This window comes from Pseudomonas sessilinigenes (assembly GCF_003850565.1).
GTDB lineage: Bacteria > Pseudomonadota > Gammaproteobacteria > Pseudomonadales > Pseudomonadaceae > Aquipseudomonas > Aquipseudomonas sessilinigenes.
On the sequence record NZ_CP027706.1, the window covers coordinates 6,163,312 to 6,187,970 of the forward strand.

General features: G+C 60.4%; 37 protein-coding genes and 1 tRNA gene. 16 read left to right on the forward strand and 22 right to left on the reverse strand.

Annotated elements, in window-relative coordinates:
* Positions 1-2 precede the first annotated feature (2 nt).
* Genes cydB through C4K39_RS28120 form a run of 3 tightly spaced genes read left to right on the forward strand, consistent with a single transcriptional unit; the run spans position 3 to position 1,297 of the window.
* A complete protein-coding gene (gene cydB / locus C4K39_RS28115) occupies positions 3-1,019 on the forward strand; it encodes a cytochrome d ubiquinol oxidase subunit II (RefSeq protein ID WP_068581087.1) in 1,017 nt (338 codons plus the stop codon).
* Positions 1,006-1,155 carry a hypothetical protein gene (locus C4K39_RS31615; RefSeq protein ID WP_164485031.1) on the forward strand — a complete coding sequence of 50 codons (150 nt, stop codon included), beginning with the start codon at positions 1,006-1,008 and terminating at the stop codon, positions 1,153-1,155. Before cydB ends, C4K39_RS31615 begins: the two co-directional genes overlap by 14 nt.
* A complete protein-coding gene (locus C4K39_RS28120; RefSeq protein ID WP_083235762.1) occupies positions 1,148-1,297 on the forward strand; it encodes a DUF2474 domain-containing protein in 150 nt (49 codons plus the stop codon). The genes C4K39_RS31615 and C4K39_RS28120 overlap by 8 nt, the downstream gene beginning before the upstream one ends.
* Positions 1,298-1,355: 58 nt before the next feature.
* On the opposite strand, the gene C4K39_RS28125 is transcribed toward C4K39_RS28120, so the two are convergent.
* The 4 genes from C4K39_RS28125 to C4K39_RS28135 all read right to left on the reverse strand — a co-directional run bounded on the left by C4K39_RS28125 (position 1,356) and on the right by C4K39_RS28135 (position 5,880).
* The gene (locus tag C4K39_RS28125) at positions 1,356-2,330 is read right to left on the reverse strand and encodes a Dyp-type peroxidase (protein WP_124348002.1); all 975 of its coding nucleotides are present in this window, start codon (positions 2,328-2,330) and stop codon (positions 1,356-1,358) included.
* Between the two features lie 153 nt (positions 2,331-2,483).
* Entirely contained in the window at positions 2,484-4,754 is a 2,271-nt protein-coding gene (locus tag C4K39_RS28130) for an FdhF/YdeP family oxidoreductase (RefSeq protein WP_124348003.1), read from the reverse strand.
* Positions 4,751-4,906, reverse strand: coding sequence for a hypothetical protein (locus C4K39_RS31620; protein WP_164487334.1), 156 nt, complete (start codon positions 4,904-4,906; stop codon positions 4,751-4,753). The genes C4K39_RS28130 and C4K39_RS31620 overlap by 4 nt, the downstream gene beginning before the upstream one ends.
* A gap of 80 nt (positions 4,907-4,986) precedes the next feature.
* The gene (locus tag C4K39_RS28135) at positions 4,987-5,880 is read right to left on the reverse strand and encodes a DMT family transporter (RefSeq protein ID WP_124348004.1); all 894 of its coding nucleotides are present in this window, start codon (positions 5,878-5,880) and stop codon (positions 4,987-4,989) included.
* Between the two features lie 133 nt (positions 5,881-6,013).
* Between C4K39_RS28135 and C4K39_RS28140 the strand changes: the two genes are divergently transcribed.
* Positions 6,014-6,451: an Lrp/AsnC family transcriptional regulator gene (locus C4K39_RS28140; protein WP_068581096.1), complete on the forward strand. Its 438-nt coding sequence runs from the start codon at positions 6,014-6,016 to the stop codon at positions 6,449-6,451.
* Between the two features lie 83 nt (positions 6,452-6,534).
* Here C4K39_RS28140 and C4K39_RS28145 read toward each other — a convergent pair whose 3' ends face one another.
* On the reverse strand, positions 6,535-7,206 hold the full coding sequence (locus C4K39_RS28145; protein ID WP_022639478.1) for a Bax inhibitor-1/YccA family protein: 672 nt from the start codon (positions 7,204-7,206) through the stop codon (positions 6,535-6,537).
* Between the two features lie 123 nt (positions 7,207-7,329).
* On the opposite strand from C4K39_RS28145, the gene C4K39_RS28150 reads away from it, so the two are divergent.
* The 3 genes from C4K39_RS28150 to C4K39_RS32080 all read left to right on the forward strand — a co-directional run bounded on the left by C4K39_RS28150 (position 7,330) and on the right by C4K39_RS32080 (position 8,623).
* Positions 7,330-7,417 (forward strand) — tRNA-Ser (locus tag C4K39_RS28150).
* A gap of 208 nt (positions 7,418-7,625) precedes the next feature.
* Positions 7,626-7,883, forward strand: a complete 258-nt coding sequence (locus C4K39_RS28155; protein WP_124348005.1) for a hypothetical protein — start codon at positions 7,626-7,628, stop codon at positions 7,881-7,883.
* A 212-nt stretch (positions 7,884-8,095) separates the two neighbouring features.
* Positions 8,096-8,623, forward strand: a complete 528-nt coding sequence (locus C4K39_RS32080; protein ID WP_124348425.1) for a DUF4189 domain-containing protein — start codon at positions 8,096-8,098, stop codon at positions 8,621-8,623.
* 192 nt (positions 8,624-8,815) lie between these two features.
* Here C4K39_RS32080 and C4K39_RS28165 read toward each other — a convergent pair whose 3' ends face one another.
* The 4 genes from C4K39_RS28165 to C4K39_RS28180 form a co-directional block, all read right to left on the reverse strand.
* On the reverse strand, positions 8,816-9,124 hold the full coding sequence (locus tag C4K39_RS28165) for a hypothetical protein (RefSeq protein ID WP_124348006.1): 309 nt from the start codon (positions 9,122-9,124) through the stop codon (positions 8,816-8,818).
* Positions 9,125-9,285: 161 nt separating this feature from the next.
* Positions 9,286-9,618, reverse strand: a complete 333-nt coding sequence (locus tag C4K39_RS28170; RefSeq protein ID WP_124348007.1) for a hypothetical protein — start codon at positions 9,616-9,618, stop codon at positions 9,286-9,288.
* A 174-nt stretch (positions 9,619-9,792) separates the two neighbouring features.
* On the reverse strand, positions 9,793-10,635 hold the full coding sequence (locus tag C4K39_RS28175; RefSeq protein ID WP_124348008.1) for a putidacin L1 family lectin-like bacteriocin: 843 nt from the start codon (positions 10,633-10,635) through the stop codon (positions 9,793-9,795).
* Between the two features lie 791 nt (positions 10,636-11,426).
* The gene (locus C4K39_RS28180; RefSeq protein ID WP_124348009.1) at positions 11,427-11,861 is read right to left on the reverse strand and encodes a hypothetical protein; all 435 of its coding nucleotides are present in this window, start codon (positions 11,859-11,861) and stop codon (positions 11,427-11,429) included.
* A 381-nt stretch (positions 11,862-12,242) separates the two neighbouring features.
* On the opposite strand from C4K39_RS28180, the gene C4K39_RS28185 reads away from it, so the two are divergent.
* Positions 12,243-12,572 (forward strand): DUF2388 domain-containing protein, encoded by a 330-nt coding sequence (locus C4K39_RS28185; RefSeq protein WP_124348010.1) that lies wholly within the window; start codon positions 12,243-12,245, stop codon positions 12,570-12,572.
* A gap of 146 nt (positions 12,573-12,718) precedes the next feature.
* Positions 12,719-13,000 (forward strand): hypothetical protein, encoded by a 282-nt coding sequence (locus C4K39_RS28190; RefSeq protein ID WP_124348011.1) that lies wholly within the window; start codon positions 12,719-12,721, stop codon positions 12,998-13,000.
* A 67-nt stretch (positions 13,001-13,067) separates the two neighbouring features.
* Here the strand turns inward: C4K39_RS28190 and C4K39_RS28195 are convergent, their stop codons facing one another.
* The 10 genes from C4K39_RS28195 to C4K39_RS28235 all read right to left on the reverse strand — a co-directional run bounded on the left by C4K39_RS28195 (position 13,068) and on the right by C4K39_RS28235 (position 19,369).
* Positions 13,068-13,460, reverse strand: a complete 393-nt coding sequence (locus C4K39_RS28195; RefSeq protein ID WP_068578150.1) for a hypothetical protein — start codon at positions 13,458-13,460, stop codon at positions 13,068-13,070.
* 24 nt (positions 13,461-13,484) lie between these two features.
* Positions 13,485-14,048: a hypothetical protein gene (locus C4K39_RS28200; RefSeq protein ID WP_124348012.1), complete on the reverse strand. Its 564-nt coding sequence runs from the start codon at positions 14,046-14,048 to the stop codon at positions 13,485-13,487.
* 240 nt (positions 14,049-14,288) lie between these two features.
* Positions 14,289-14,612, reverse strand: a complete 324-nt coding sequence (locus C4K39_RS28205; protein WP_124348013.1) for a hypothetical protein — start codon at positions 14,610-14,612, stop codon at positions 14,289-14,291.
* 170 nt (positions 14,613-14,782) lie between these two features.
* Entirely contained in the window at positions 14,783-15,307 is a 525-nt protein-coding gene (locus C4K39_RS28210; protein ID WP_124348014.1) for a GNAT family N-acetyltransferase, read from the reverse strand.
* A gap of 25 nt (positions 15,308-15,332) precedes the next feature.
* The gene (locus C4K39_RS28215) at positions 15,333-15,788 is read right to left on the reverse strand and encodes a hypothetical protein (RefSeq protein ID WP_124348015.1); all 456 of its coding nucleotides are present in this window, start codon (positions 15,786-15,788) and stop codon (positions 15,333-15,335) included.
* A gap of 153 nt (positions 15,789-15,941) precedes the next feature.
* Complete coding sequence (locus tag C4K39_RS28220; protein WP_124348016.1) at positions 15,942-16,649, reverse strand: haloacid dehalogenase type II; 708 nt, start codon at positions 16,647-16,649, stop codon at positions 15,942-15,944.
* A 149-nt stretch (positions 16,650-16,798) separates the two neighbouring features.
* On the reverse strand, positions 16,799-16,936 hold the full coding sequence (locus tag C4K39_RS31915) for a PA0050 family protein (RefSeq protein WP_225926510.1): 138 nt from the start codon (positions 16,934-16,936) through the stop codon (positions 16,799-16,801).
* A 53-nt stretch (positions 16,937-16,989) separates the two neighbouring features.
* Positions 16,990-17,142, reverse strand: coding sequence for a PA0050 family protein (locus C4K39_RS28225; RefSeq protein WP_124348017.1), 153 nt, complete (start codon positions 17,140-17,142; stop codon positions 16,990-16,992).
* A 325-nt stretch (positions 17,143-17,467) separates the two neighbouring features.
* Complete coding sequence (locus tag C4K39_RS28230) at positions 17,468-18,304, reverse strand: bifunctional allantoicase/(S)-ureidoglycine aminohydrolase (RefSeq protein ID WP_068578134.1); 837 nt, start codon at positions 18,302-18,304, stop codon at positions 17,468-17,470.
* A gap of 180 nt (positions 18,305-18,484) precedes the next feature.
* The gene (locus C4K39_RS28235; protein WP_068578132.1) at positions 18,485-19,369 is read right to left on the reverse strand and encodes a LysR substrate-binding domain-containing protein; all 885 of its coding nucleotides are present in this window, start codon (positions 19,367-19,369) and stop codon (positions 18,485-18,487) included.
* 213 nt (positions 19,370-19,582) lie between these two features.
* On the opposite strand from C4K39_RS28235, the gene C4K39_RS28240 reads away from it, so the two are divergent.
* Entirely contained in the window at positions 19,583-19,777 is a 195-nt protein-coding gene (locus C4K39_RS28240; protein ID WP_068578129.1) for a hypothetical protein, read from the forward strand.
* 81 nt (positions 19,778-19,858) lie between these two features.
* On the opposite strand, the gene ykgO is transcribed toward C4K39_RS28240, so the two are convergent.
* Complete coding sequence (gene ykgO, locus C4K39_RS28245) at positions 19,859-20,008, reverse strand: type B 50S ribosomal protein L36 (RefSeq protein ID WP_011062095.1); 150 nt, start codon at positions 20,006-20,008, stop codon at positions 19,859-19,861.
* 183 nt (positions 20,009-20,191) lie between these two features.
* Between ykgO and C4K39_RS28250 the strand changes: the two genes are divergently transcribed.
* Together C4K39_RS28250 and C4K39_RS28255 are read left to right on the forward strand one after the other, a co-directional pair.
* Entirely contained in the window at positions 20,192-20,401 is a 210-nt protein-coding gene (locus C4K39_RS28250) for a hypothetical protein (RefSeq protein ID WP_124348018.1), read from the forward strand.
* Positions 20,402-20,628: 227 nt separating this feature from the next.
* The gene (locus C4K39_RS28255; protein ID WP_124348019.1) at positions 20,629-21,165 is read left to right on the forward strand and encodes a DinB family protein; all 537 of its coding nucleotides are present in this window, start codon (positions 20,629-20,631) and stop codon (positions 21,163-21,165) included.
* On the opposite strand, the gene C4K39_RS28260 is transcribed toward C4K39_RS28255, so the two are convergent.
* Positions 21,166-21,477, reverse strand: coding sequence for a hypothetical protein (locus C4K39_RS28260; RefSeq protein ID WP_124348020.1), 312 nt, complete (start codon positions 21,475-21,477; stop codon positions 21,166-21,168).
* 152 nt (positions 21,478-21,629) lie between these two features.
* Between C4K39_RS28260 and C4K39_RS28265 the strand changes: the two genes are divergently transcribed.
* The 3 genes from C4K39_RS28265 (at position 21,630) to C4K39_RS28275 (ending at position 22,611) form a co-directional block, all read left to right on the forward strand.
* Positions 21,630-21,866, forward strand: coding sequence for a YceK/YidQ family lipoprotein (locus C4K39_RS28265; protein WP_416220642.1), 237 nt, complete (start codon positions 21,630-21,632; stop codon positions 21,864-21,866).
* 65 nt (positions 21,867-21,931) lie between these two features.
* Positions 21,932-22,306: a YceK/YidQ family lipoprotein gene (locus C4K39_RS28270; RefSeq protein ID WP_225926509.1), complete on the forward strand. Its 375-nt coding sequence runs from the start codon at positions 21,932-21,934 to the stop codon at positions 22,304-22,306.
* Positions 22,303-22,611, forward strand: coding sequence for a YceK/YidQ family lipoprotein (locus C4K39_RS28275; protein ID WP_068578164.1), 309 nt, complete (start codon positions 22,303-22,305; stop codon positions 22,609-22,611). Before C4K39_RS28270 ends, C4K39_RS28275 begins: the two co-directional genes overlap by 4 nt.
* Here C4K39_RS28275 and C4K39_RS28280 read toward each other — a convergent pair.
* Positions 22,602-23,375: an EAL domain-containing protein gene (locus tag C4K39_RS28280; RefSeq protein WP_124348021.1), complete on the reverse strand. Its 774-nt coding sequence runs from the start codon at positions 23,373-23,375 to the stop codon at positions 22,602-22,604. The genes C4K39_RS28275 and C4K39_RS28280 overlap by 10 nt on opposite strands.
* A 246-nt stretch (positions 23,376-23,621) precedes the next feature.
* On the opposite strand from C4K39_RS28280, the gene C4K39_RS28285 reads away from it, so the two are divergent.
* Complete coding sequence (locus tag C4K39_RS28285; RefSeq protein WP_124348022.1) at positions 23,622-24,623, forward strand: AraC family transcriptional regulator; 1,002 nt, start codon at positions 23,622-23,624, stop codon at positions 24,621-24,623.
* The last annotated feature ends 36 nt before the right edge of the window (positions 24,624-24,659 follow it).

Sequence of the window (24,659 nt, forward strand, 5' to 3'; positions counted from 1 at the left end):
TCATGGCTATTCAAGGCATAGATCTATCGTTGATCTGGGGCGTCATCATTGCCTTCGGGGTGATGATGTACGTGATCATGGACGGCTTCGACCTGGGGCTCGGCATTCTCTTCCCGCTGATCCCCGATGCCCGGGAACGGGACGTGATGATGAACACCGTGGCCCCGGTCTGGGACGGTAACGAGACCTGGCTGGTGCTCGGCGGCGCGGCGCTGTACGGCGCCTTCCCGCTGGCCTATTCGGTGATCCTGGAGGCGTTGTACCTGCCGCTGGTGTTCATGCTGGCGGGGCTGATCTTTCGTGGCGTGGCCTTCGAGTTCCGCTTCAAGGCCAGCCCCGAGAAGCGGCATATCTGGGACCTGGCCTTCATCGGCGGCTCGCTGCTGGCGACCCTGTGCCAGGGCATCGTGATCGGCACCTATATCAGCGGCATCCCGGTGGTCGATCGCCAGTTCGCCGGCGGCGCCCTGGACTGGCTGGCGCCCTTCCCGCTGTTCTGCGGCCTGGGGCTGGTGGTGGCCTATGCGCTGCTGGGCAGCACCTGGCTGCTGGTCAAGACCGAAGGCATGCTCGAAGCACGCATGCGCCACTACACCCGGCCCCTGGCGTTCGCCCTGACGGCGGTGATCGCGGTGCTGTGCGTGTGGACCCCCATGCTGCATCCGGAGATTGCCACCCGCTGGTTCGGCCACGCCCATATCGTGATCTTCGGCGCGCTGCTGGTGCTGGGCCTGCTGGCGTTCTGGGGCTTGCTCGGAACCTTGCGCCAGCATCATTCGCACTGGCCGTTCGTGTTCACCCTGGTGCTGGTGTTCCTGGGCTACATCGGCCTGGCCTTCAGTATCTGGCCGAACATCGTGCCGCCGTCCATCAGCCTGTGGGAAGCGGCCTCGCCCCTGACCAGCCAGTTGTTCATCCTGATCGGCACGCTGTTCATCCTGCCGATCATCCTGATGTACACCTGCTGGAGCTACTACGTATTCCGCGGCAAAGTGAGGATCGGCGATGGCTACCACTGAGAACCCAACCCTGCACGAAACCCTGGCCCGCCTGCCCTTGCACCGCCAGGTGGCACAACTGAGCCTGCTGTACCTGGGGGCGATACTGACACTGGCCTGCACCACGGCCCTGGTCCTGGAGCTGGCCCATGGATAAGACACAAGTCACACGCCCCGTTCCGGGGTGGCGGCAACTGTTGTGGATGGCCGGCATCTGGTTGGCCAGCGTGGTCAGCCTGGGGCTGGTGGCCGGGTTGTTGCGGCTGCTGATGCAAGCCGCGGGCATGCGCAGCCACTGATCGAGGCCCACTGCCCACACGCCCCCGGCACGCACTTGCGTGTCGGGGGCGTGTGCGTTCAGAGGGGCGTTGGCTCGCGTTCGGCCAAGTCTTCGAACAGCTCGGCCGAAGGCACGAAGAACAAGCCGCCGGTCACTGCCGTGCTGTAGTCCAGCAGGCGATCGTAGTTGCCCGCCGGCCGCCCGACGAACATGTTTTCCAGCATTTGCTCCACCGGCTGTGGCGAGCGCGCGTAGCCGATGAAGTAGGTGCCGAACTCCCCGGCCCCCGGCCGGCCGAACGGCATGTTGTCGCGCAGGATCTTCACCTCTTCGCCGTTCTCCTCGAGGGTGGTCAGGGAGCTGTGGGAACAGCTGGGCTTGACCCCGTCGGCCAGCTCGATGTCGTCCAGCTTGGTCCGGCCGATGATGCGTTCCTGGGCCTCAACGGTCAGTTCGTTCCAGGCGCTCATGTTGTGCAGGTACTTCTGCACCAGGACGTAGCTGCCGTTGGCGAACGGCGGGTCCTCGTCGCCCACCAGGGTGAAGTCCACGGCTTCACGGCCCACCGGGTTCTCGGTGCCGTCGACGAAACCCACCATGCTGCGCATGTCGAAGTAGCGAAAACCCTGGACCTCGTCCACCACTTCGATCGCAGCGCCCAATGGCTTGAGCAACTGGGTGGCGAGTTCGAAGCACAGGTCCATCTGTTCGGCGCGAATATGCAGCAGCAGGTCGCCCGGGGTGGACGGTGCCAGCCGCCCCGCTACCCCCACTTCACGAAACGGATGCAGCGCGGCCGGGCGCGGCCCGCCGAACAGCCGGTCCCAGGCGGCGGAGCCGAAACCACAGACGCAGGTCAGGTTGCCCGCCGGTACCCGCTTGCCCACCGAGCGCACTCGCCCGGCGACATCGGCGCACCACTCGCGCAGGGTTTGCGCCGCTTCGGCACCGGGCGCCAGGGTGGCGACGATGAAGATCGCGCTGCGGGTAATGGGGCTGCAGACAGCTTGGGGCTCGGGCAGGCGCCCGGCCGAGGATGAAGGTGTCGTCATGTTGGATTCCACAGGCTACGGTCGAAAAAATCACCCACGGAAATTAGCAGATTGCGGCGCCGTAGCCACCCACTCCTGTGGTCGCTGTCGAGCCTGCGAAGCTGCGCCAAGCTCCGCAGGACCTTCCAAGGGATCGGATGGCCAACCTGGCGGCTAAACGCCCGCGCGCAGCACCCGCACCGGTACCGACTTGTAGGACGGCGTGCCGCTGTCGACGTCCAGGTAGTCCAGCGGCACCAGGCGGTTGGCCTCGGGGTAATAGGCGCCGACGGTGCCCGGGGCGATCTTGTACTCGATGGCGGTGATGTTCTCATAGCGCAGGCGCCGGCCGTCGGTCACCGTCTCGATGTCCACCAGGTCGCCATGGGCCAGGCCCCGGGCCGCCAGGTCCGCCGGGCTGATGAACAGTACGTCGCGACGACCGAAGACCCCACGATAGCGATCGTCCAGGGCATAGATGGTGGTGTTGTACTGGTCATGGCTGCGCAGGGTGACCAGGCGCAGGACATCGGCGCCATCCACTTCCTTGTCTTCGTGCAAGCCGGGGAAGACAAAGAACTCGGCCTTGCCCGAAGGCGTCAGCCATTGGCGCTCGGCCGCCGCCAGGGGCATGCGGAAGCCTCCTGGAACGCGGATCCTGGCGTTGTAGTCATCGAAGCCAGGCACGGTCTTCTCGATCAGGTCGCGGATCTTGTCGTAGTCGGCCACCAGCTCCAGCCACGGCACCTTGCTCGCGGTCAGCGTCGCCTTGGCCATGCCGGCGACGATCGCCGGTTCCGACATCAGGGCTTGCGAGGCCGGGGCCAGCTTGCCGGCCGAGGCATGGACCATGGACATCGAATCCTCGACGGTGATCGCCTGGCGCATGCCGTCCTGCACGTCCATTTCGGTGCGGCCCAGGCAGGGAAAAACGTAAGTTTCCTTGGCCACCAACAGATGGCTGCGGTTGAGCTTGGTGGCGATGTGCACGCTCAGGTCGAGCTGGGCCATGGCCGGGAAACACTGGCCCGGGTCCGGCAGGGCCACGGCGAAGTTGCCCCCCAGGCATAGCAGGGCCTTGGACTGGCCGGCAATGATCGCCTGCATCGCTTGCACCGCGTCGTGGCCATGGCTGGCCGGTGGCTTGAAGCCGAACACCTGCTCGAGCTTGTCGAGGAACGCCTGCGCGGGTTTTTCGGTGATGCCCACGGTGCGGTTGCCCTGCACATTGGAGTGGCCACGCAGCGGGCAGATCCCCGCCCCGGGCTTGCCCAGGTTGCCTCGCAACATCAAGAGGTCGCAGATCAGCCGCACATTGGCGGTGCCCTCGTTGTGCTGGGTAATGCCCATGCCATAGGTGACGATGGTGGCATTGGACTTGGCATAGGCCGCGGCGACCATTTCCAGGTCGCTCTGCTTGAGGCCACTGGCCTGTTCGATATCCGCCCACTGGGTGGCGTGCAGGTCGGCCTCCAGGGCAGCGAAGCCCAGGGTGTGCTGGGCGATGAAGTCGCGGTCCAGCACCTGCCCAAGGCTTTGCTCCAGGGCCAACAAGGCCTTCATGATGCCCTTGACCGCCGCGGCGTCACCGCCTGCCTTGACCTGGAAGTACGAGGAGGCGATGCGCGTGGAGCCATAGGTGGCCATCTCCACCATGTTCTGCGGATCGGCGAAGCGCTCCAGGGCCCGCTCGCGCAAGGGGTTGAAGACCATGATCGGCACTTTGCGCCGTGACGCCTCATGCAGGGTGCCCATCATCCGCGGATGGTTGGTGCCGGGGTTGTGGCCGATGGAGATGATCAGCTCGCAAACATCGAAATCCTCCAGCGATACCGTGCCCTTGCCGATCCCGATGGACCTGGGCAAACCGACGCTGGTGGGCTCATGGCACATGTTCGAGCAGTCGGGAAAGTTGTTGCAGCCATATTCCCGGGCAAACAGCTGGTACAGGTAGGCCGCCTCGTTGGAGGCCCTGCCCGAGGTGTAGAACTCCACCTGCTCGGGCTTCAGGCCACGCAGGACCTGGCCAATGCGCTCGAAGGCGGCCTGCCAGGGCACCGGCTTGAAAGTATCGCTCGCGCGATCGTAAACCAGAGGCTCGGTAAGGCGACCGAGGTCCTCCAACTGATAGTCCGAGCGCTGCAACAGCGAGGCCACCGGATGGCTGGCCAGGAACTCGGGCGTCACCCGTTTGTTGGTGGCTTCCCAGGTCACCGCCTTGGCGCCGTTCTCGCAGAACTGGAAGGTCGACTTGTGCTCCTTGTCCGGCCAGGCGCAACCCGGGCAATCGAAACCGTCGGGCTGGTTGGTGCGCATCAGGGTCAGGGGGGCCTTGAGGGTGTCCATCTGCTCGCGTACGGCCGTGGCCGTGGCCTTGAGCGCGCCCCAGCCACCGGCGGGACCATCGTAGTTGCGGATTCCGGGAACCTTGCGTCGAGTGCTCATGATCGCTCCAGGGCCAACCGGCCCTGTGCGGCGCGAGTTGGCAATGACAGGTAATCGACCACCGGGGCGGCGTCAGGCAGGGCCAGGCACCCGGCAATGATCCAGGCACGGATGGCCGGATCGCCAGGCGGCTGGATCAAGAGAAAGTGCATCGCAAACGTTGCGGCGCATGCTGAAATCTAGCGCTGTGCCCCGGGCTGTCAAGGCCAGGTGCCGACCGGTGCAGGCCCGCTCACTGCAAGGCACTGCGTCGCAACTTCGAGCTCCAGCCCTGCTGCATGCCGGCGGCGGCGAGCAGGATCGCACCGACCCCGAGCCACTGCAGCCAGCCCAAGCGGTGACCGAACGCCAGCCAATCGACGAAGATCGCCGCGATCGGATAGATGAAGGACAAGGCCCCGGTCAACGCCGTGGGCAACTTCTGGATCGCACCGTACAGCAGCACGTACATCAGTCCCGTGTGGATGATGCCCAGTGCCAGCAGGCTGGCCCAGGCGCTGGCCTCCCGGGGTGGCGTGCCGAGGTTGGCCCAAGGCGCCAGCAGCAATACGCCGGTGCAGACCTGGATCAGGGCGATCAAATGCGGCGGGGTTCCGCTCAGGCGTTTGATCAGCAGCGCAGCGAAGGCGTACAGCAAGGCTGCGCCCAGGGCCAGGCCGATCCCCAGCAGGTAGTCATCGCCAGACTCGCCCTGCCCTTCATGGGCACTGACGATGGCCAGCATTCCGCCGAACGACAGGCACAGCCAGAATAATTTCTGCGCCGTGATTTTTTCTCCCAGGAACAACGCCCCCAAACCCACCAGGAGGAACGGCTGGACGTTGTACACCGCAGTGCCGATGGCGATCGAGGCCCGGGAATAGGAGCCGAACAACAGCACCCAGTTGCCGACGATCGCCGCGCCGCTGACCACCGCCAGCAGCAGGACCCGGCGCGTGAGAATATCCTTGCGCAGCAAACCCAGGGCAGCGCAGACCAGCAGCAAGGTCGCGGCGCCAAACAGGCAGCGCCAGAACACCACGTCCAAGACCGGTTGCCCCGAGACCAGGACGAACCAGCCAATGGTTCCGGAAATCAACATGGCGGCGCTCATTTCCAGCGATCCGCGACGAATCAATGCATCCATCATCAGGCTCCTCATACCAGTGGCCAGATTATGCGCAGCGTGCTTCAAGGCCTGCCATGGCAAATCCTAGGCTAGACTCGTGCCGTACCTTTTTTTTCAAGGCAAAACTGCCCATCAACCTAACGAGATTGCCATGCTGGATGCTATTGACCAGGCACTGATCAGTGCCTTGATGCAGGACTCCCGACGCTCGCTCAAGGCCCTGGCGCAAATCAGCGGGCTGTCCGCCCCCAGTGTCGCCGAGCGCCTGCGCCGGCTCGAAGAGCGTGGCGTGATCAGCGCCTACACCCTGGAAATCGACCCCAAATTCCTCGGTTATCAATTACAGGCCATCGTGCGCATCCGCCCCTTGCCGGGAAAACTGCAGGAAGTCGAACGGCAGATCCTGGCGATCCCCGAGTTCACCGAGTGCGACAAGGTCACCGGCGACGACTGTTTTTTTGCACGCCTGCAGGTGCGCTCCATGGAACAACTGGACAGCTTGCTGGACCGCCTCAACCAGTACGCCGAGACCAACACCTCGATCGTCAAGAAATCACCGATCAAGCGCCGCCTGCCGCCCATGGAGTGAACACCCGCCCTGCTCCGGCCAAGAAAACCCAGGCAATAAAAAAGCCCGCCGAAGCGGGCTTTTTCAAGGCTTGGAACTGAGGATCAGTCGTCGCGGCTCATGATGCCGAACAACTGCAGCAGGCTGACGAACAGGTTGTAGATCGATACATACAGGCTGATGGTAGCCATGATGTAGTTGCGCTCGCCGCCGTGGATGATGGCGCTGGTCTGGAACAGGATGCACACCGAGGAGAACAGCACGAAGCCGGCGCTGATCGCCAGTTGCAGGCCGCTGATCTGGAAGAACAGGCTGGCCAGCACGGCGCCCATCAGGACGAAGAAACCGGCGGTGATGAAACCACCCAGGAAGCTCATGTCCTTGCGGGTGATCAGCACGTAGGCCGACAGGCCGCCGAACACCAGTGCGGTCATGGCGAAGGCCGAGCTGACCACTTCAGCGCCGCCCTGCATGCCCAGGTAGCGGTTGAGGATCGGGCCCAGCAAAAAGCCCATGAAACCGGTCAGGGCGAAAGTCGAAACCAGGCCCCAGACCGAGTCGCGGAGTTTGCTGGTGAGGAAGAACAGACCGTAGAAACCGATCAGCACGACGAAGACGTTCGGGTAGCCGACACGCATCTGTTGCGCCACATAAGCCATGATCCCGCTGAAAGCGAGGGTCAGGGCCAGCAAGCCGTAAGTGTTGCGCAGGACGCGGCTAACCTCTAGCTGCTCGGCCTGCACGCCGTTGTTAACTGCGTAATCCTGTTCGCGCATGGCGACACTCCTGTTGGTTGAAACATTTAGTGGCAAGGATGATAACAGAGGCGCTGTAACTCGCGACGCAGAGAGTTTGACAGTGTGTTTCATTCGGGTATTATGGCGCCCGCAACGCGATCTGGAGGTGTGGCCGAGTGGTTTAAGGCAGCGGTCTTGAAAACCGCCGACTGTAACAGGTCCTAGAGTTCGAATCTCTACGCCTCCGCCAAATCTCTACGATAAAGCCCTGATTATTCAGGGCTTTTTTGTTTCTGGCATTCAGCCTTGGAGCCATTCCACTTAATGCGTTCCATAACTATTATGGACGTGTTCCATAACTAGCCCTCCTCCGGCGTCCTGTCGACCGAACACCAACCCCCCTCCCTATACACCTCGTCGCCTCGAATCGCAGACATGCACACACGAAAGCCGAGCGGATGGAGCCCTGGCGCCGCTACCTTGACGACCATGACAGTCGCTTCAACTATCCAGAAATGCATCGCTCAATGTGCCGCCTCATCTCGCAAGACATGCTTGATGAACTGATCATCAGCGCCGCTGAGAAATTCGAACTCGACGAGATCGCAAATGCGGCGTACTGGCACGCCGTCGAAACGCTGATCGACTGTGAGCCGGACTTTATGCCGTCGGGTTTCTATGACCTGATTGCGCGCGACGGCGACCCCAATCGATAACGGCAATGGGCCATTAGCACATCCATCCTATGTTGACCGCCGCAGCTGGCATACCCAAACTATTTTTCTGAACGACCTTACGCGGGCCAGGACACCAGCCCTCAAGGCGATCAGCGTTTGGTCATACATCCCGGAACACGAGAAAACGCATCGGGCGAGGTAGTGCGCAAACATGAGCTCGGCGTGAAACTGAGGTGTATATGAAATCGTCTATGTTTGGCGCCGCACCGCTGCACTGGGCCAATTTGCTTTTGCTATTGGCTCTTGCCTTTCCGGCAATTGCCCATGCGGAGGGGAGGTGTCCTGCTGGGCAATATCCCATCGGCGATCAAGGGGTTGGCGGCTGCGCTCCGATCCCAGGTGCTGGTGGGAGCCCCCGCGAGCAGGAGCCCGCCGGGCAGTGGCATAAGACCTGGGGCGCAATCGCTTCATCTGGAGCAACCGCAGATGCAGGTGTTGCCGTCAACAGGCCCAGCAAGGAGAGTGCCGAGAAGTTTGCCTTGTCCGATTGCAGCAGGCGGGGGGCGCCTGATTGCAAGGTGATTTTTACGTATCGAAACCAATGTGTCGCATGGATGGTTCCCAGCAGCAAGGACGGGACGTCCCGCTCTGGCCTGGGCAGTGCCAAAGACCCGGAAGAAGCCCGAATAGTGGCTCAACAGGGGTGTGTCGACACGGGAGGCAAGGCTTGCCAGGTGGTATACGAAGACTGCACCAAACCTGTGTATGAAGCGTTTTGAGGTTGAGTAACTTGTGATTGCTGGTCCCCAGCTTTGGTGTTGGAACTGCAGATGCAGTCGAACCAGTTCGTTTAGGTCCACATCCCCACCCACTACTGCGGTAAGAATATTGGCGGGGATTGACTGAAGGTATATATAGGCGGGGACAGCGGCCGGGTTAGATGTTGACGCAGCTGGCCCGGCCGCTCCTTTTCACTTCGTTGAAACGATTTCTTTGACGTAGCTCTGGCACGCCGCCAGGGCGATCAGTCCTTGGTCGCCGTCTCCGGGGATTCCGACAATTCGTTGAGCAGCGTAGTGGGTTTCGTCATGCGCTTGCAGGCGATCCTCCAGCGCACGGCGAGCGTCCTGCTGCTCTCCCTGCCAGTTGATCACCGCCGTAGCGGCCTGCTCCCGGTCTGTGCTGTACGCCTTGACCTGTTCGGCCAGGGCCTTGCCGTAGGCGTTCGCCTGCCAGGACCAGGCCGCACAAACGCACCAACCAATCCCGCGGGAAACCACATATCAAGCCTGTCGAGCAGGCGGTACAGAAACTCCATGCGCTCGACTCCATGGGGCATGCTTGAATTAGGTAAATCCCAGCAGCGCTCCCAGCTTGGAGCAATTGGTGTGGTGGAGCCGCAAGGAAAGATCCCGCAACTAGGCGGGATCAGAATGAAGCGTTAGGCCAGCAAATCCCATGTCAATGCGATTGCGCCACCCGGAGTAGACGAGTATGTCCACAGCGCTTTGCCCGCAGGGATGCGAATCGGATACGGCATGACAACCTCCGAGTTGCTATTGGTGATATGAGAACCGTTACCGGAGAAGATGATTGCTGAATCGGCAAGGGAAGAACCGGTCGGCCCTACATATAGATCAACAGTACCGTTCGAGGGGGCGATCAGACCGGTCTGGATGATCAGACCACCAGTGTTTTGTGCTGCCGATACAATCTCCACAATCCCGTTCGGGTGCAGTGTAGTGAAGTGCTTACCCATAGTTACTGCGTTCATTTTGTTACCTTTGAATTGAATGATTAATCGCGGGAAATTCCGCGTTCATGTCGCTCAAAGGCGATGAGCTGAAGCTCTTGGCTTTCTCGGTTGGCAGGCTGCAAAAACAAGCCCACCAGGATCTGAAGACAACATGCTAAAGCCCCGCAACGCTGCGGGGCTCCATGTGGCGGCTCAGAACTTGTTGTCCCAGGTGTAGCTAGCAGTTTTCCACTGGTGGTCCGGATAGAACACTCGAGGAGGCTTGATGGTCGGGGTGTACCCGAAACGGGCCCAGATTGGTCGCTCGGTTACCACCGCCAGGCTACCATTCGCCTGTAGACGAAGCGTTGCCCCAGCACGGCCACCAGTGCCGCTCTGCCACAGCGGGACATAGTTTGCGGCATAGATCACCAAGTTACCGTCGCCCTGCATCACGCACTTAACGGCGCCCTTGTTCTGGGTGTAAGTCGCCCAGACAACGCTGAAGTTCGGACCGTAAACCACCAGGTTGCCATCCCCTTGGAAGACGAGGGAGTGATCGCCGGCGCTATAGAACTGGCCTGGAACCAGCTCGGTATTGCCATCGATGATCATCGCCGCACCCACTGCCGGAGTGAACAGACGGCCGTTAGGTGCGAACCAGTGAGGGATGGTATCGATGGTTACAATATTCCCGTCATCCTGAACCTGGGTGAACGCGCGCAGCGATGCATCTTCACGAGAACCCATGGTGGGATCACTTGGGGTAGTCGCCCAGATACGACCACGCAATGGGTCATCCAAAACGAAGCCATAGTTCATGTAAACCATCATGGGGTCTTTGGTATTGCCCTTGGTCACATTCGTGAAGGGAGTGTTCTGGTCGGCGACCCAAACCGCTTGAACACCGTCATACAGCGCAAGGTTGCCATCAGCCTGAAAGATCAGCTTGAAGCGCTTGTTGGGAGACTGCAGATACTGATTCGGCTTCATGTAGTAACGAGCCGGCAGCACAGAGGAGCCATTGTCAGTAAAGTCGTATCGGATATAAGCCATGTTGTTACCTAATGAGTCGAATGATTGTTGCGGAAAAATCCGCTGTCATGTCGCTCAAAGGCGATGGCTTGAAGCTCAGGGCTTTCACTCGCTCCAAGAGGCCAGCACCAACAACAAGCTGGTTTTCACTGCCGTTGATCACGAGGAATGAAATTACTATCCCAGCAAAATACTGCATATACAACCAGTATTTATTCTTACCATTCGCATCCACTGCAGACCGAGTCCGGCTGAGTCTTGTCACGCCCATCGACGCTTTAGAAGCCAAGCAGCCCAGCGTAATAGCTGGGCTTCGATATTCAGTGATTCCTTACAGGGAAGTTGGCTGAGTGTTGTGCCAACAGAGGTACGTATTGCATCGCTGGACCCTCTCAGCCCTGACGGCCCGCCAACTTCTGACCTGGTTAAAACCACCGCATGGCAAGCTGATGCGCAACGGGATGGCCGAGTGTCATACATTGGGTCGTTCATCATTGTCGATACGGCAAACAACATCCTTGGATGTTGCAAATAGGGCCCAAGCGTCTACATCAACGGGAAATAAATGAATAACTTCCCGCCCAGCACAACGCTGGGCGGGAAGTTGCATATATATGCACCACACTAAGATCAGTATCACTGTTTGATCAATAGCAAGCCGACCTGCAACTCGTAACAACCAACGGCCAGTTTCGTAAGCAAACCTTGGCAGCTCGCTGATGGAGCCGCACACCTCCTGTACCGGAATTGAAGTTCGACAGGGAAGCTCATATGAATCCGCTGAACTCCCCGGCCGTCAGCTCAACTGTCGATCAAGGAAGCAGATCGTAAGTCACGCAAGCACCGCCATTACCGCCTGCGCCCATGATCACCCACAGTCCCTGGCCTGCCGGAATAGTCACTTGGAACGGCAATGTCGAGGCCGCGCCTGGAAAACCACCTCCTCCTGACGGGGCCGCGCCGCGGACCATAAGAATCGAAGGGGTCGTGATGTTCCAGTAGTCCTTGGGCGGGGTCGGGCCAGTGGTCAGGGCTCCATACGAAGGCCCAATGTGCATGGTTGCGGTACGAACGACAGCACCGTTGATGTTCTGTGCAGGAGTGAAGACTACCGAGACGCCTTCTCCCACAAACGTCTTGAAACTTGAACCCATTTGTTCAGCCATTTTTTCACCTATCGAGTCGAATGATTTATCGCGGAAGGTTCCGCATTCATGTCGCTCAAAAGGCGATTTTTCGAGACTCAAGGCCTTCGCACGGGTTCATACAAGGTGACGCCAGCATGGAACGGAATGCGTTCTCCATGAGCCCGAGGAATGGCAAAACTATCTCACTAAAATACTGTACATACAACCAGTACTGAATAACCGAAATCCCCTACCTTGTCAGTCAACTCCAGGCAATCGGGCGGAAGCCAGCCCTACCCATCGATCGCCCCGACCATAAGCCCGACAAGGGCCTTCATGTAGTAGCTGGTCGATGTCAAAATCAGCTCACGCCTTTCGGCCGCAACAGCCATCGACTCGTCATAGAATGGCTGGGTTCGCTGCCAGCTGCAGCCCGCTTCTAGCAGGCGCCCGCTCCTGATATCGTTGCGCCTTTCGCCAGATAACAAGGAAGTAGTTAGGATGGGTTCACGCAAGGCTCTGGCGGTAATCCTATGTGCATCAATGAGTAGCCAGGTTGCAGCCTATGAAATACACGACCCGGTGGAAAGGACTCTGGTCATTACCACACTGGCCCCCAGCTTTCTCCTCGTGGCGACCACAGGCCCCACTACGATGGCTATGAATAGCCTTAGTCAGTCCGCCAAGACTGACGCTCTTGCCTTCATTGGTTCAGATGGCGAAATCCGAGGATCTCAGTTCGAACAGGCCGTTCGCTACTACCATGCAGCCTACGATCCCCCATACATGAGCGACGAACAATTTGCCTTGGCGATCGCGGCCTCTTCCTAAAAACCTATTGGCCAATGGCTGGCTTCGAACCGCTCGGACGACAACACAAGCGCACTAGCGATGAATCGGACAAGGCTGTAATCCCCCAGATCCCCCCTTCCCTGTGAACCCACCGCTAGGACGTTCGCAAACTATATGGAAATAACATGAAGAAGATCGCTGCAATGTTGGCACTTTCAACCCTGGTAGGTTGTACTTATGAAAAATCTCAATACGTTCTCGATGTAGAAAATGCACCTGCCCCTGCGTCCGCCGAGGCGAAGGCCATCGAGTGCGCTCACCTTTTCAGTGAAATTGATCGTAATAACGCACTCCTGGCCCAAAGCTACCAAGACGGCAGCTACTCAATGAGTGCTCAGAACGAGAAAGACGCTCGCAATGAAGCGCTTTCCATTCGAACCTTCAAGATTAGCTGCCCACGTCGCTAGGGAACTGGCAAGGGATGGCAGGGGACGACAGCCATCCCGCCCCTGGTCGTCGCCAGTGGCCCGTTCGCTACCCTGAAACCGACCGAGTCTGCGGTGCCATCTCGATAGCGGCACAGCGCCCTTTCGTCCGCACCTTTTGCACCAGTCGCGCTCTGTTGATGAACACATCGATCTCACAACTGCCTGAGTGCTGCACGTCTTCCCAATACTCTGCATGCACAAGTTGCCCGTTCTGCGGCCCCGTGTAAGTACCCGCGGCTTCACGCGTGACATAACTACTGTCGCGTACATACCTGAGCACTACCAAATCCTCATCCGGCACCACCATGACCCGCCTTGGCACACCGAAGAAGTCGATCAACTCGCCCACTGGGCGATCTTTCCAGGCACTGCTGGCTGCCAGTGATGCGCAGCCGCTGAGCAAGGTGGCCAACAGGGCCAACATGAGTAATCGATTCATAAGGTCTTCTCCCTGGAGGCCGCTTTACTTGGCAGACATCTGTGCGAATCCTTCATCTATCTGCTGCATGATGGCCGCCTTGGCGGTCTCGCGGTTCAGTATCTGGAACAGCTGCGGCCCGGCCTTGCTCATTTGCGATGCAGACATTACCCCCAAGCGCTCCATCTTCTTGGCCTGGCGTTCAGCCGGCTTGCATACGAAGTCACGGCTTTGCGCCAGCCAGGTGTCAGGCTTGCTCTGCCATTGGTCGGAATACTTTACGTTGCGAAGTTCATTGAACAAGCTGCGAACTTCCTGCGCGCCGGTGATGCGCACGCGGTTCTTCGCACAATCGACTTCGACATCCCAAGCGGTGAAGGTGGGCTTACCGGGCTCTTCGTAATGTTGATAGACGCCCAATGATTTCGCGCCACCTGGGCGGCTGTAGATGTTATTGGGGTCGCCGTCGGCGATGAACACCTGGTGCTTGCCCAGGCCACCTTGGTAGTGAACCACCCAGAAATCGCCCATCTGCACATCGCCCGCCTGGGCAGCCAGGGCACTGCACAGTAATGCGGCAGGCAAAAGCCGTCTGGTAAAAGCCATCATGGGGCCATCCCTTTGCCATTATCGTTTAAGGCAATAGCTTCACACCCTGAACATAAGGCAAAGGGCTATCTAGTACATTCGTCCTAGGCCCTGGACCAGAAACCGAGAAGACCATCGAGCGCCTATTCGCAGACTGAAAGAGAACCAACGGATCGTGACGCGCTTCGATAAGCCAACGAAGGCTACACCTTGAACTTGGTCACAATGCCTGGCCCACCGGACAAACTCGCCAGGCCATTACTAACGACCGGTAAACAATCGAGAGGCCAGTCCAACCACCACTCCCAGGACCGTCAAGAGTACGTCGGCAACAAACTTGGCCGGGTAACTGGGTGCATAAATACGATCGTGACTGTAGTAAGTGGCACCCGTATGGAATACCGAGTGATAGCCGTTAGGGAAGAACGCGATAAGACAAAGAACGACAAGCAGTCCTAAGGTCCAGCCGCCCTCCGCTTCATAGGATTGACTGCGAAACCACAACCCGATCATCGTCAGGATCGCCGCAAGAACGGGAGTCCAATATTGGGTCGTCAGCGCATCGTAAAGCTCAAGCAAGAACATGAATTGATGAATCCTTTCAAAATGACCAGGCATTGTCACACCAGATACTGCTCACGACAAAACCTGTTGCTCCGCTTTATCCAGGTAGCCTTCCAGGTTTTCGCACACCACCTGACCAAGAACCAACCTCGCAGGGATTGCCGCTCAATAGCTGGAGCTTCGGGCCTGGGTCAGCCTGGCTTACCTTGCCGCCCCCTGTACACCAGGCTCGGTGCCTGGCCAGGCACATCATCCAACTGGGCAAAGAGCTGCATGCCAATTTTCTCCAGCACCCGGATGGACGCCGCATGATCCGGCCGGACCAGCCCGAAGACCTCAGGCAAACCAAGCTGCACAAATGCATGCTGCAAGGCATCTTGGCCTAACTGGGTGGCATAGCCCTTGCCCCACGCTTCAACGGCGAAGCGATAACCCAGGTTGATGCGCTGTTCAGCCAGATAGTGGTGATGGGCAATCCCGCCAAAACCCAGGATCTGCTCGGGGGCATCGCTACTGGAAATCGCCCAGGTGCCGTATTGGTACCTGGCCCAGTGTTCGATCCAGCGCTCCAGCAACCGCTCGGCCTCGCCAAGATCGGCCATTGGCCCGGCCGGATTGAAAAGCTGGGTTCGAGGGTCGCCGTAGATACACAACAGCCGTTGCGCATCGCCAGGCTGTGGTACCCGATAAACCAGGCGTGAAGTATTACCCGTCATGCTCAGCGCTCTTCTCGTCCGATGTTCAACCAACTACCTGCTCGATCCTTGCGCAAAGCAATTCTTTGACTCGAGCACGGTGCGAGTCGAGCAGGCTTGCCAGCCAAGCCTCCTGCACCTGTTCCGACTCGTCGAGCCAGTGGTCCAGTTCACGCATCCTCGAGCTATCCATCCAATGGCGCATGCCAAAGCAATACCAACCCATGAAGAGCTCGCCACCCAACTGCGCAAGGCCTTGGCACATCGCCTCCTGGCGCAACAGCGGTGTCGCTTCGAAATATGTCCAGGCACCTGACCGAACGGACTGGGCCAACCAGGTCAAGGCCTCCACATACACAAACAAGGGTATGGGCAGGCCCAGGGCTGGCTCACCGGGTAAGGGTGCAGCCGCTTCGATATGGGCTCCCAGGGTGGCCATGGCGTCGTAGCTTCGAGCGTCGATCAACTTCTCGACATAGGCCTCGCCATAAACTGCTTTCACCGGATCGCTCCCAAGGACAATGCTGCAGCCATTATCCTCGAACACGCCCTTGATACGAAAACCGCTTTTCACACTTGAGCAGTCAAGCGCGCTGTCCCTGACAAGCCTATCGGCAGAATGAAAACACCAGGGCGCCACTGCCACCTTGGCGACTCAGCAGCCCAGTTGATCGGCCAAGTCCAGGAAGTCCCGAGCATTGATATCAAACCGCTCATCGAACGCGGTATCGACATCGCCCCCCGGCCCGAACTCCAGCGGCCTGGCCACGAACGCGGTTTTCATGCCCAGGGCCCCCGCAGCCAGCAGATCGTACTTGTGACAGGCAACCATCATGGCATCGCCAGCAGCCACGCCCAGATAGCGCAGCGCCATGTCATAAGTCCGTGGATCGGGCTTGAAGGTCCCGACCATCTCGGCAGCGAAAATAGCGTCCCAGGGCAATGCCCCGGCCTTTGAAATATTGACCACCGCACTGACGTCGGCGTTTGACAGGGTCGCCAGCTTGAAGCGGGCCTTGAGTCGATGCAGGCCCTGGACGACATCGGGCCAGGGAGCGATCGTCTGCCAGGCGAAGTTGATGCGCTCGCGCTCCTCGGGGCCGAGGAATCCAACGTCGTATGCCTCGATGACCTCATCGAGGGCGCTGCGATAGAGGCGATCCACGGACGTCCATGGCCGCCTGCCACAAAGAATGTCATCGAGGGCCGGGCGATACTTGCCTCGCCAGGCATCGACAAAACGGCCCCAGTCGACGCTGGGAGCCCGGGCACCCGCAATGGCTGCCGCCTGTTGCGCGATGCTCGAACGAAAATCGGTGACGGTCCCCTGGACATCGAAAACCAATGCTTGAAGCGTCTTCATTGCCTGTTCTCCGTAACGTCGGGGCGCCAGGATCCAGCCATGTATCGACAAACCCGCATGCTGCACGTTGGGCCTTGCCCACCCGGCCCTCACAACCTTCTTGCCCAAGTGCAGGCCCGACATCCGCCGGGCCCGCCAGGCAAGCTATCTCAAGGGCATTCGCAAGTGGTCGGGCCAAACACCGGACCGCTGCATGGATCCTCGGATGGCCCGAACACCGGGCAAGATGCCTGGGCCGTCAGGGAAAAACCACACAGTAGCAATACCGCCAACATCACCTTCTTCATGTTCAACCTCCTGGTCAGTCACCGAAAATCCATATCCCCTGTCGGGACACAGGTTAGTTATTGGGGCACTCGCAAACCGTCGGGGTCGGTCCTAGCACCGGCTTCGTGCAGGGATCGTCCCAGGGGCCCAGTACTGCGCAGTCTGCCTGAGCCGTCAACGAGAACATCCAGAGCAGCAGCGAAGCCGCCAGCATCTTCTTTTTCAACATGACCTCCTTGGTCGATATATCGATAACGATCCGCGTCCTTTTCTGTAGCCTGACCTCCATCTACAAGGGGCTGGACACTTCTACCCCTCGCCCGGCGTGAACCAGCCACGACCGGCACTACGCCGAGACCGACACAGCAAAGACCAGGCTCGCCGAACGCGCCAGTGCGACATACTGTCGCGCCAACCGCCCAGACAGCAGTCTCAGCCCCCCAAAGGCCCACCTGTTCTGCGGGCCAAAGAAAACCGGCGATCGCTCGCCGGTTTTCTCTGGTCTTGCAACAGGCAGGACTGCAAGCATCGCTGCCCGCCCCGCCAACCCATCAATGGGGTGCGTGCAGGGTCAGGCGCATCTGCCGGTTCACATCCTTGTACAGCAGGTAGCGGAAGCGACCCGGGCCACCGGAGTAGCAGGCCTGCGGGCAGAAGGCACGCAGCCACATGAAGTCGCCGGCCTCGACCTCGACCCAGTCCTGGTTCAGGCGATACACCGCCTTGCCTTCCAGCACATAGAGGCCGTGTTCCATGACGTGGGTCTCGGCGAACGGAATCACGCCACCCGGCTCGAAGTTGACGATGTTGACGTGCATGTCATGGCGCATGTCGCTCATGTCGACGAAGCGCGTGGTACTCCAGCGGCCCTCGGTATCGGGCATCACCCGCGGCTCGATGTCCTGTTCGTTGGTGACGAACGCCTCCGGATACGGCACACCGTCGACCTTCTGGTAGTGCTTGCGGATCCAGTGGAAGCGCGCCTCGGTACCACTGGTGTTACGCAGCTTCCAGTCGGCGGCCGGCGGAATGAAGGCATAGCCACCCGGCGTGAGTACATGTTCCTGGCCTTGCAGGGTCAGCTTCACTTCACCTTCAACAACGAACAGCACCGCTTCGGCGTTGGGGTCCTGCTCGGGCTTGTCGCTACCGCCATTGGGGCCGACTTCGACGATGTACTGGGAGAAGGTTTCAGCGAAACCCGACAGCGGGCGAGCGATGACCCACATGCGCATGTTGTCCCAGTGGGGCAGATGGCTGGTGACGATATCGCGCATCACGCCCTTGGGGATCACCGCGTAGGCTTCGGTGAACATCGCCCGGTCGGTGAGCAGCTCGGTCTGGGCCGGATGCCCGCCATGCGGCGCGTAGTAGGTGGATTTGGACATGGAGACTCTCCTCGTTGTTGTTTTGCTGCCCCGCGCATCAAGGGTGCCAAGGTGGACAAAGCGTCGGGTCGGCGTACCAGGGGCACGGACCGCCATGGCAACCACGATATCCAGCGGCGCACTCATGCACAAATTAAATACAAAAATGCATGACATTCATTTATCAAATGCCAAGCCACCTCAGCCACGGGTGTCCTGGGCCAGTACACGGCACAGTACCCGCGCCAACTCCTTGACCATCGGGTCCGCCGCCGGGCGGTGCAGCAACGCCACTTCGAAGACATCCACCGCGGGCAACCCGGTGGCCTTGGGCAACATGGCATGTTCGGCCGTCACCGCCCGCAGCGGCAGCAGGCCGATGCCCATGCCATCGGCAATGGCCGACTGCAGGCCACTGAGGCTGGAACTGGTGAAACTGATGTGCCAGCGCCGACCGATGGCCTCCAGGGCATTGATCATTTCATCGCGGTACACCCCTCGTGGCGGAAAGGTCACGATAGGCAATGGGTCAAGGTCGATGCAGGGATTCCTGGCGCTGTCCACCCAACGGGTCTTCTCCGGCCAGCAAGCCAGCGCCTCGCGGCTGTTCTGGCGTTGCTTGAGCAACACCAGGTCCAGTTCGCCACGGTCATAGCTGGCGCTCAAGTCGCGGCTCATGCCGCTGGTGACCTCCAGCTTTACCTGGGGGTAGCGTCGATTGAAGGCGGCCAACTGCTCGGTAGTGCGGCCTGCGGCAAAGTCATCCGGTACGCCAATGCGTACCGTCAAGGCCACCGAGGCCCCGGACAATGCTTCGAGCATTTCGTCGTTCAGCGCCAGCAAGCGCCGGGCATAACCCAGCAGCGTCTCGCCCGCCTCGGTAGGCAACACATCGCGATTACCACGCTCGAGCAGGCGATGCCCGGCCATCTCCTCCAGGCGGCGGATCTTCTGGCTGATGGTGGACTGGGTGGAGTGCAAGCGAGTCGCCGCCGTGGTGAAGCTACCGCAATCGGCCACCGTGACAATGGCTCGCAGCAGATCCAGGTCGAACAGGCGGCTATTGGATTTCTCAATGTCGCTCATACTGATATCTGTTTTCTGAATGCATGGCGCCTTTCTACCGGGTCTGGCCCAGGGAAACAATGGCCCGCACCCCACGGGGCAACGCCTTGCGCAGCCGACATCAGGCGCCCACCGCAGATATTTTTCCAGGGCAGCAAGATGTATCAACATGTAACAGAGTAGGATGAGGCTGCGGTCCGCTCGATCCCTGACCCTGCTCTGGAGATGCTGAAAATGAAGTTGAGCTGCCTCAAGGTGTTCCTGATAAGCGCCACCCTTCTACTGGGCGCCTGCTCCAGTTCGGCGACCCACCCCTGCTATTCAGACAAGTGCCGACTCGGGGGCGGCGTGAACAATTTGAATCTCAACGGCAGCAGCGCCCTGGGCAACAGCTTCAATGAGTACGGCTCGACCCTGCTGCACGACTGAAAAGCCTGTGCCCCGGGTCCGGGGCACTGTCGAGAGCGGGCAGTTCGCACAGCGCCCTGCCCCTCCAACCTGACGCTGTACTCAGCCCTTGTTTCTGTTCTTCGCCCCGCCCTGGCGGGCCTTGAAGCGCGGGTTGGATTTGCAGATCACATAGATGCGACCGCGACGCTTGACGATCTGGCAGTCACGGTGACGGTTCTTGGCTTCCTTGAGGGATGACAGGACTTTCATGGGGACGACTCCTAGAACAAAAACAATGTAATAACATATCTTATTCTCCAATGAGAATGGTTATCAACTAAAAGTCTCTTTATGGCAGGTCGTCTCTGGTCACCCATGGGCAACCTGCCAACTAAAGACCGACGATCCATGGCCGCTAACCTGGGTTCAACCCTCACTCATGGAAGCAGTGTCATGGAAATCAACAATCGCCCTTTCCCCCCGTTGACCAGTGGCGGCACCCTGCCCGGCATCAACCTTCCACCGGCTGACAAATCCCCACCCCCCCTGACAGCCGAACAGAAAGAAGCCCTGGAAAAGCTCAGGGATGCGTTCAAGAACCAGACCCCAGCCCCAACCGGCGTCAAACCGACAAGCACTTCGCTGATCGACGAAGTGGTCTGATACTAAAAACCCGTGGTGCCGGCCTGCCGGCACCCTCGCGAAACACGGCGTCGTCTTCCCCGTCATGGCAAACGGCTGCTCGTTACCACGTCACCTCGCTCATCCCCCCACCGCCTTTGCCACCACTGCCGAGCCTGCGAACGCTGGTATTGCGCCGCGACGCCCCTTGCACTGGCACTGCCGGCCTTGCGAAGCTATCGCCCGCCTGATGGCAACAAGGAACGGCCATGAACCGTATCGAGCACCTGGGCCTGCTGGCCCGCTATAACCAGTGGATGAATGCCAAGCTGTACCAGGCCACCATGCAGTTGCCCGACGAGCAGATCGCCCTGGACCGGCAGGCCTTCTTCGGTTCGATCCTCGGAACCCTCAACCACCTGCTGGCCGGCGATACCATCTGGCTCAAGCGCTTTACCCAGCACCCCGCCCATCATCCGGCCCTGGCGCCGTTGCAGCAGGTGGCGACCCCGCAAGACCTCAGGAGCCTGCTATACCCCGAGATCCGCTCGCTGTGGCAACAGCGCCAGTGGCTGGACCAGCTGATCCTGGACTTTACCCACGCCCTGACCGACAGCGACCTGGACACCGTCCTGCACTACAGCAACACCCAGGGTATCGCTGCCGAGCGCAGCTTCTACGCCCTGCTGGTGCATTTCTTCAACCACCAGACCCACCATCGCGGCCAGGCCACGACCCTGCTGTTCCAGGCCGGGGTGGACGTGGGAGGCACCGACCTGCTGGCCCTGATCCCCTCGACGCTCTGATCAGGCCTCGGACCAGCGCTGGCGCAGCAACGGCAACCCGCGCTCACGCCAGAACGACGGGGAAATCCCACCGCTGGACATGCCGCCGTGGGCAAAGGACTCGACGAAAAAATGCCCCTGGGTATCAAGAGGCCTGCTGGTCAGTTGTTCGAATGCCTCGGCAAGCACGGCATCCAGTTGCTGCTGGCTGCCCGGCCAGGGCGTTGCGGCCAACTGCGCGGCCATCGCCAGCCACAGGTAAGGATCGCCTCGCAACCCCCAGGACACAGGCTGCGGCTCGAACAACTGATCGATGGTACGAACATCCCTCATGCACGACTCCAGGTGGCACGTGATTATTTATCCGCGCCCAATCTAGCCTGCACAGCGGCCTTCTGCGAACATGCGCGCGCAAAATCCCCCTGCTAAGGAATGGCACCATCAGAACCCTCCGTGTCGTAATCGCACTCTGCCTGCTCAGCCTGGTGGGCTGCGGAACCCTGATTGCCCGCACGCCCAACTCACACAGCCACTACGACTACTACAAAGGCACCCAGGCCAATGTCGAGCTGCTGACCATGCGCGGCGCCACGGGCTATTCCGGCTACACCACGGTGTTCTGCTGGATGAGCATCGTCTGCCCGGTAGTAGCCATCGTCAGCCTGCCAGTGGATGTAGTCGCCGACACCGCGCTGCTGCCCTACGACGCCATCAACGACTGACCCTCTCCCGGCATCGCGCCCGGGCACTGAATGGAATCCCGATCATCCGAATCCTCAACACCCTGTTGCTGCTCCACACCCTGCTGCTGGCCGGCTGCGGTACCTACATGGCCCGTGGCGGCGCGCTGGATTGGCGCGATGACCGCTACTACCGCAGCACCCAGACCAGCGCCCAGGTCCTCACCGGCTACGACCTGGAAGGCTACGGCCGGATGATCACCGGCGGCTGCTGGGCCATGGTGGTGTGCCCCATCGCAATCATCGTGACCCTGCCGGCCGACGCCTTGCTCGACACCGTATTGCTGCCCTATGACGCCATGCAGCCGGAACGCCCCAAGCGCAACCTGAATGCCAAGAAACAGCCACCCATGCCTGAAGACGCACCTGCAGCAACCACCAACTACCAGGGCAGCCCATCACTGACCGAGCCCCATCCATGAGCACCGGCATCATCGCTAAAACAGCCGGGATCCTGTGCTTGTCACTGTGCCTGTCCGGCTGCGGCACCACCCTGGCACGGGTGAACCGCAACTATGTCAGTGACTTCTCGATCTTCAAGGGCACCCAGGAGACCCTGCGCCTACTCGGACTCATCGAACCGACCAACGAATTTCATAGGCGCTTGTACTCCAAGTGCTCGAAGATAGTGATCTGCCAGGTCAGCGCAGTCATGGTCTCGTTGCCCTTCGATGGCTTCGTGGACCTGCTGTTCTTGCCCTATGACCTGTGGCGGCGCTACGCCTGATCCGACGTGCACGACTCCTGGGCCATCCGCGATACCTGGCAACGCTGCCCCAGGCGATCCACATGGGGGCGGCCGAACAGATAGCCCTGCCCCCACTCGCCACCACAATCGCTGGCCAACTCCTGGTCGGCGATGCTTTCCAGGCCCTCGACGATCACGCAGGGCGCCAGGGTCTTGCACAACTGCACCAGGTGACCAAGGGTCTGGGCGCTGTTGGCCTCGCCACGGGCGCGCTGGATATAGCCCTTATCGATCTTGACGATGTCGGGCCGGGTCTGGCGGATGAACTCCAGGGTGCCCACGCCTGCACCGAAATCGTCGATGGCCACCCGGCAACCCAATCCACGCAGGCAGCGGACAAACTCGCTGGCGGCCTCGATACTCGGCGGAGCGGCACTTTCGGTGATCTCGATGACCAACCGGGCCGCCACCGAAGGTGCCTCGCGCAATGCCTCGATGATCTCGAGCCAAAAGGAATCGATGACCGCGCTACGGGCCGAGATGTTGCAACCCAGGCGCAGGCGGTCATCCCGGTGCAGGCAGGCGATCACGCAGAGCACCACGTTGCGGTCCAGCTCGCGTATCAGCGCCTGCTTCTCCAGGTGGGCCAGGGGATAGGTATCGCCACCCTGGGCATCGATACGCCGCAGCAGCCCCTCGTGGTACAGCACCCGACTGCTGTCCGCCAGCCATACCACCGGCTGGAACGCCAGCATCAAGCGGCCATCGGCCAGCTCTCGATAAAAGTCTTTGATGCTCTGCATGTCTGATCCCTAGGCAAGACAACGGCACTCCCCGGCAAGCCTTGCGCTAAAGCCAGCGCGGCGATCCCCGGGGGCCCCTGCCCGACCATGATCGACCCTCCCTCGGTCCGTGAGGAAGTGTTCCCGGACACCTTTCGCTTGTCCTCGGGAACCTGCCCCGCTGCTTAATCGTCTGCGATCTTTTGTTTATTGCAATCATGCCCAAGGCCGCACCGGCATCGTTTAGCCACCAGTCCAGGAAGACCTATGCACAGAATGACCAGCGCCAGCTTTCGGGTGCTCGCCGATGTCATGAGAGAGGGCGGCGCCAACGTTGACGCCCTGCTCAAGCAATTCGGCAGCAGCATCCAGGACGTTGATGAAAATCCCAAGGGCGTCAGGCTGGAACTGGTCTATCAGGTGATGAAAGAGGCCACCCGCAGCACAGGGAACCCTGACCTGGGCCTGCTGGCCTACAACAAGGCCCATCCGGCCAACCTCAAGGCATTGGGCTACGCGGTGATGTCCTGTGCGACCCTGGGGACGGCGCTGCAGCGCCTGGTGGACTACCACGCACTGATCAGCAACGGCTTTTGCATGTGCCTGGAGCGCAAGCCCCATGCCCTGACGCTGATCGGCTTCGACATCACCGCCGAGCCCTCGCTGATCCCCCGGGCAGTGGTCGATGCCGGCGCCGCCCAGACCCTGGGCCTGCTGCACTGGCTACTGCCCCAGCAAAAACTCCAGCCCCTGGCTGCAGCCTTCACCTACCCGGAACCGGTGGACACCCGGGCCTTGCGGCACTTGCTGGGAGACAACCTGCAGTTCTGCGCGCCACACAACAGCCTGACCTTCAGCAGCCAGGACTGTGCGATCGCGCTGCCCAGCGCCGACCCGGCCCTGGATGTACTGCACATGGAGTACGCCCGCACTCGGCTCAACGTACTGCTCAGTGGTTCGATGACCGCCCGGGTCCGCCGGGCCTTGTCCGAATGCCTGGCCAGGGGGGCCCCCAGCGACCTGCCACACATCGCCGAGATGGTCGGGGTCAGCACCCGCAGCCTGCAACGGCGCCTGGGCCATGAAGACGTGCACTTCTCGGCGTTGCAGGACGAAGCCCGGCTGATGCTCGCCCACAGCTTCTTGCGCAACTCCATGCGCAGCGTGAAGTACATCGGTGCACTGTTGGGGTTTCGCGACCAGAGCAGCTTTCACAAGGCCTGCATGCGTTGGTTCGGCATGACCCCGGGGCGCTATCGCGAGCAATAGCCAACGCCAGGCACGGGCCTGGCGCAGATGCAACGA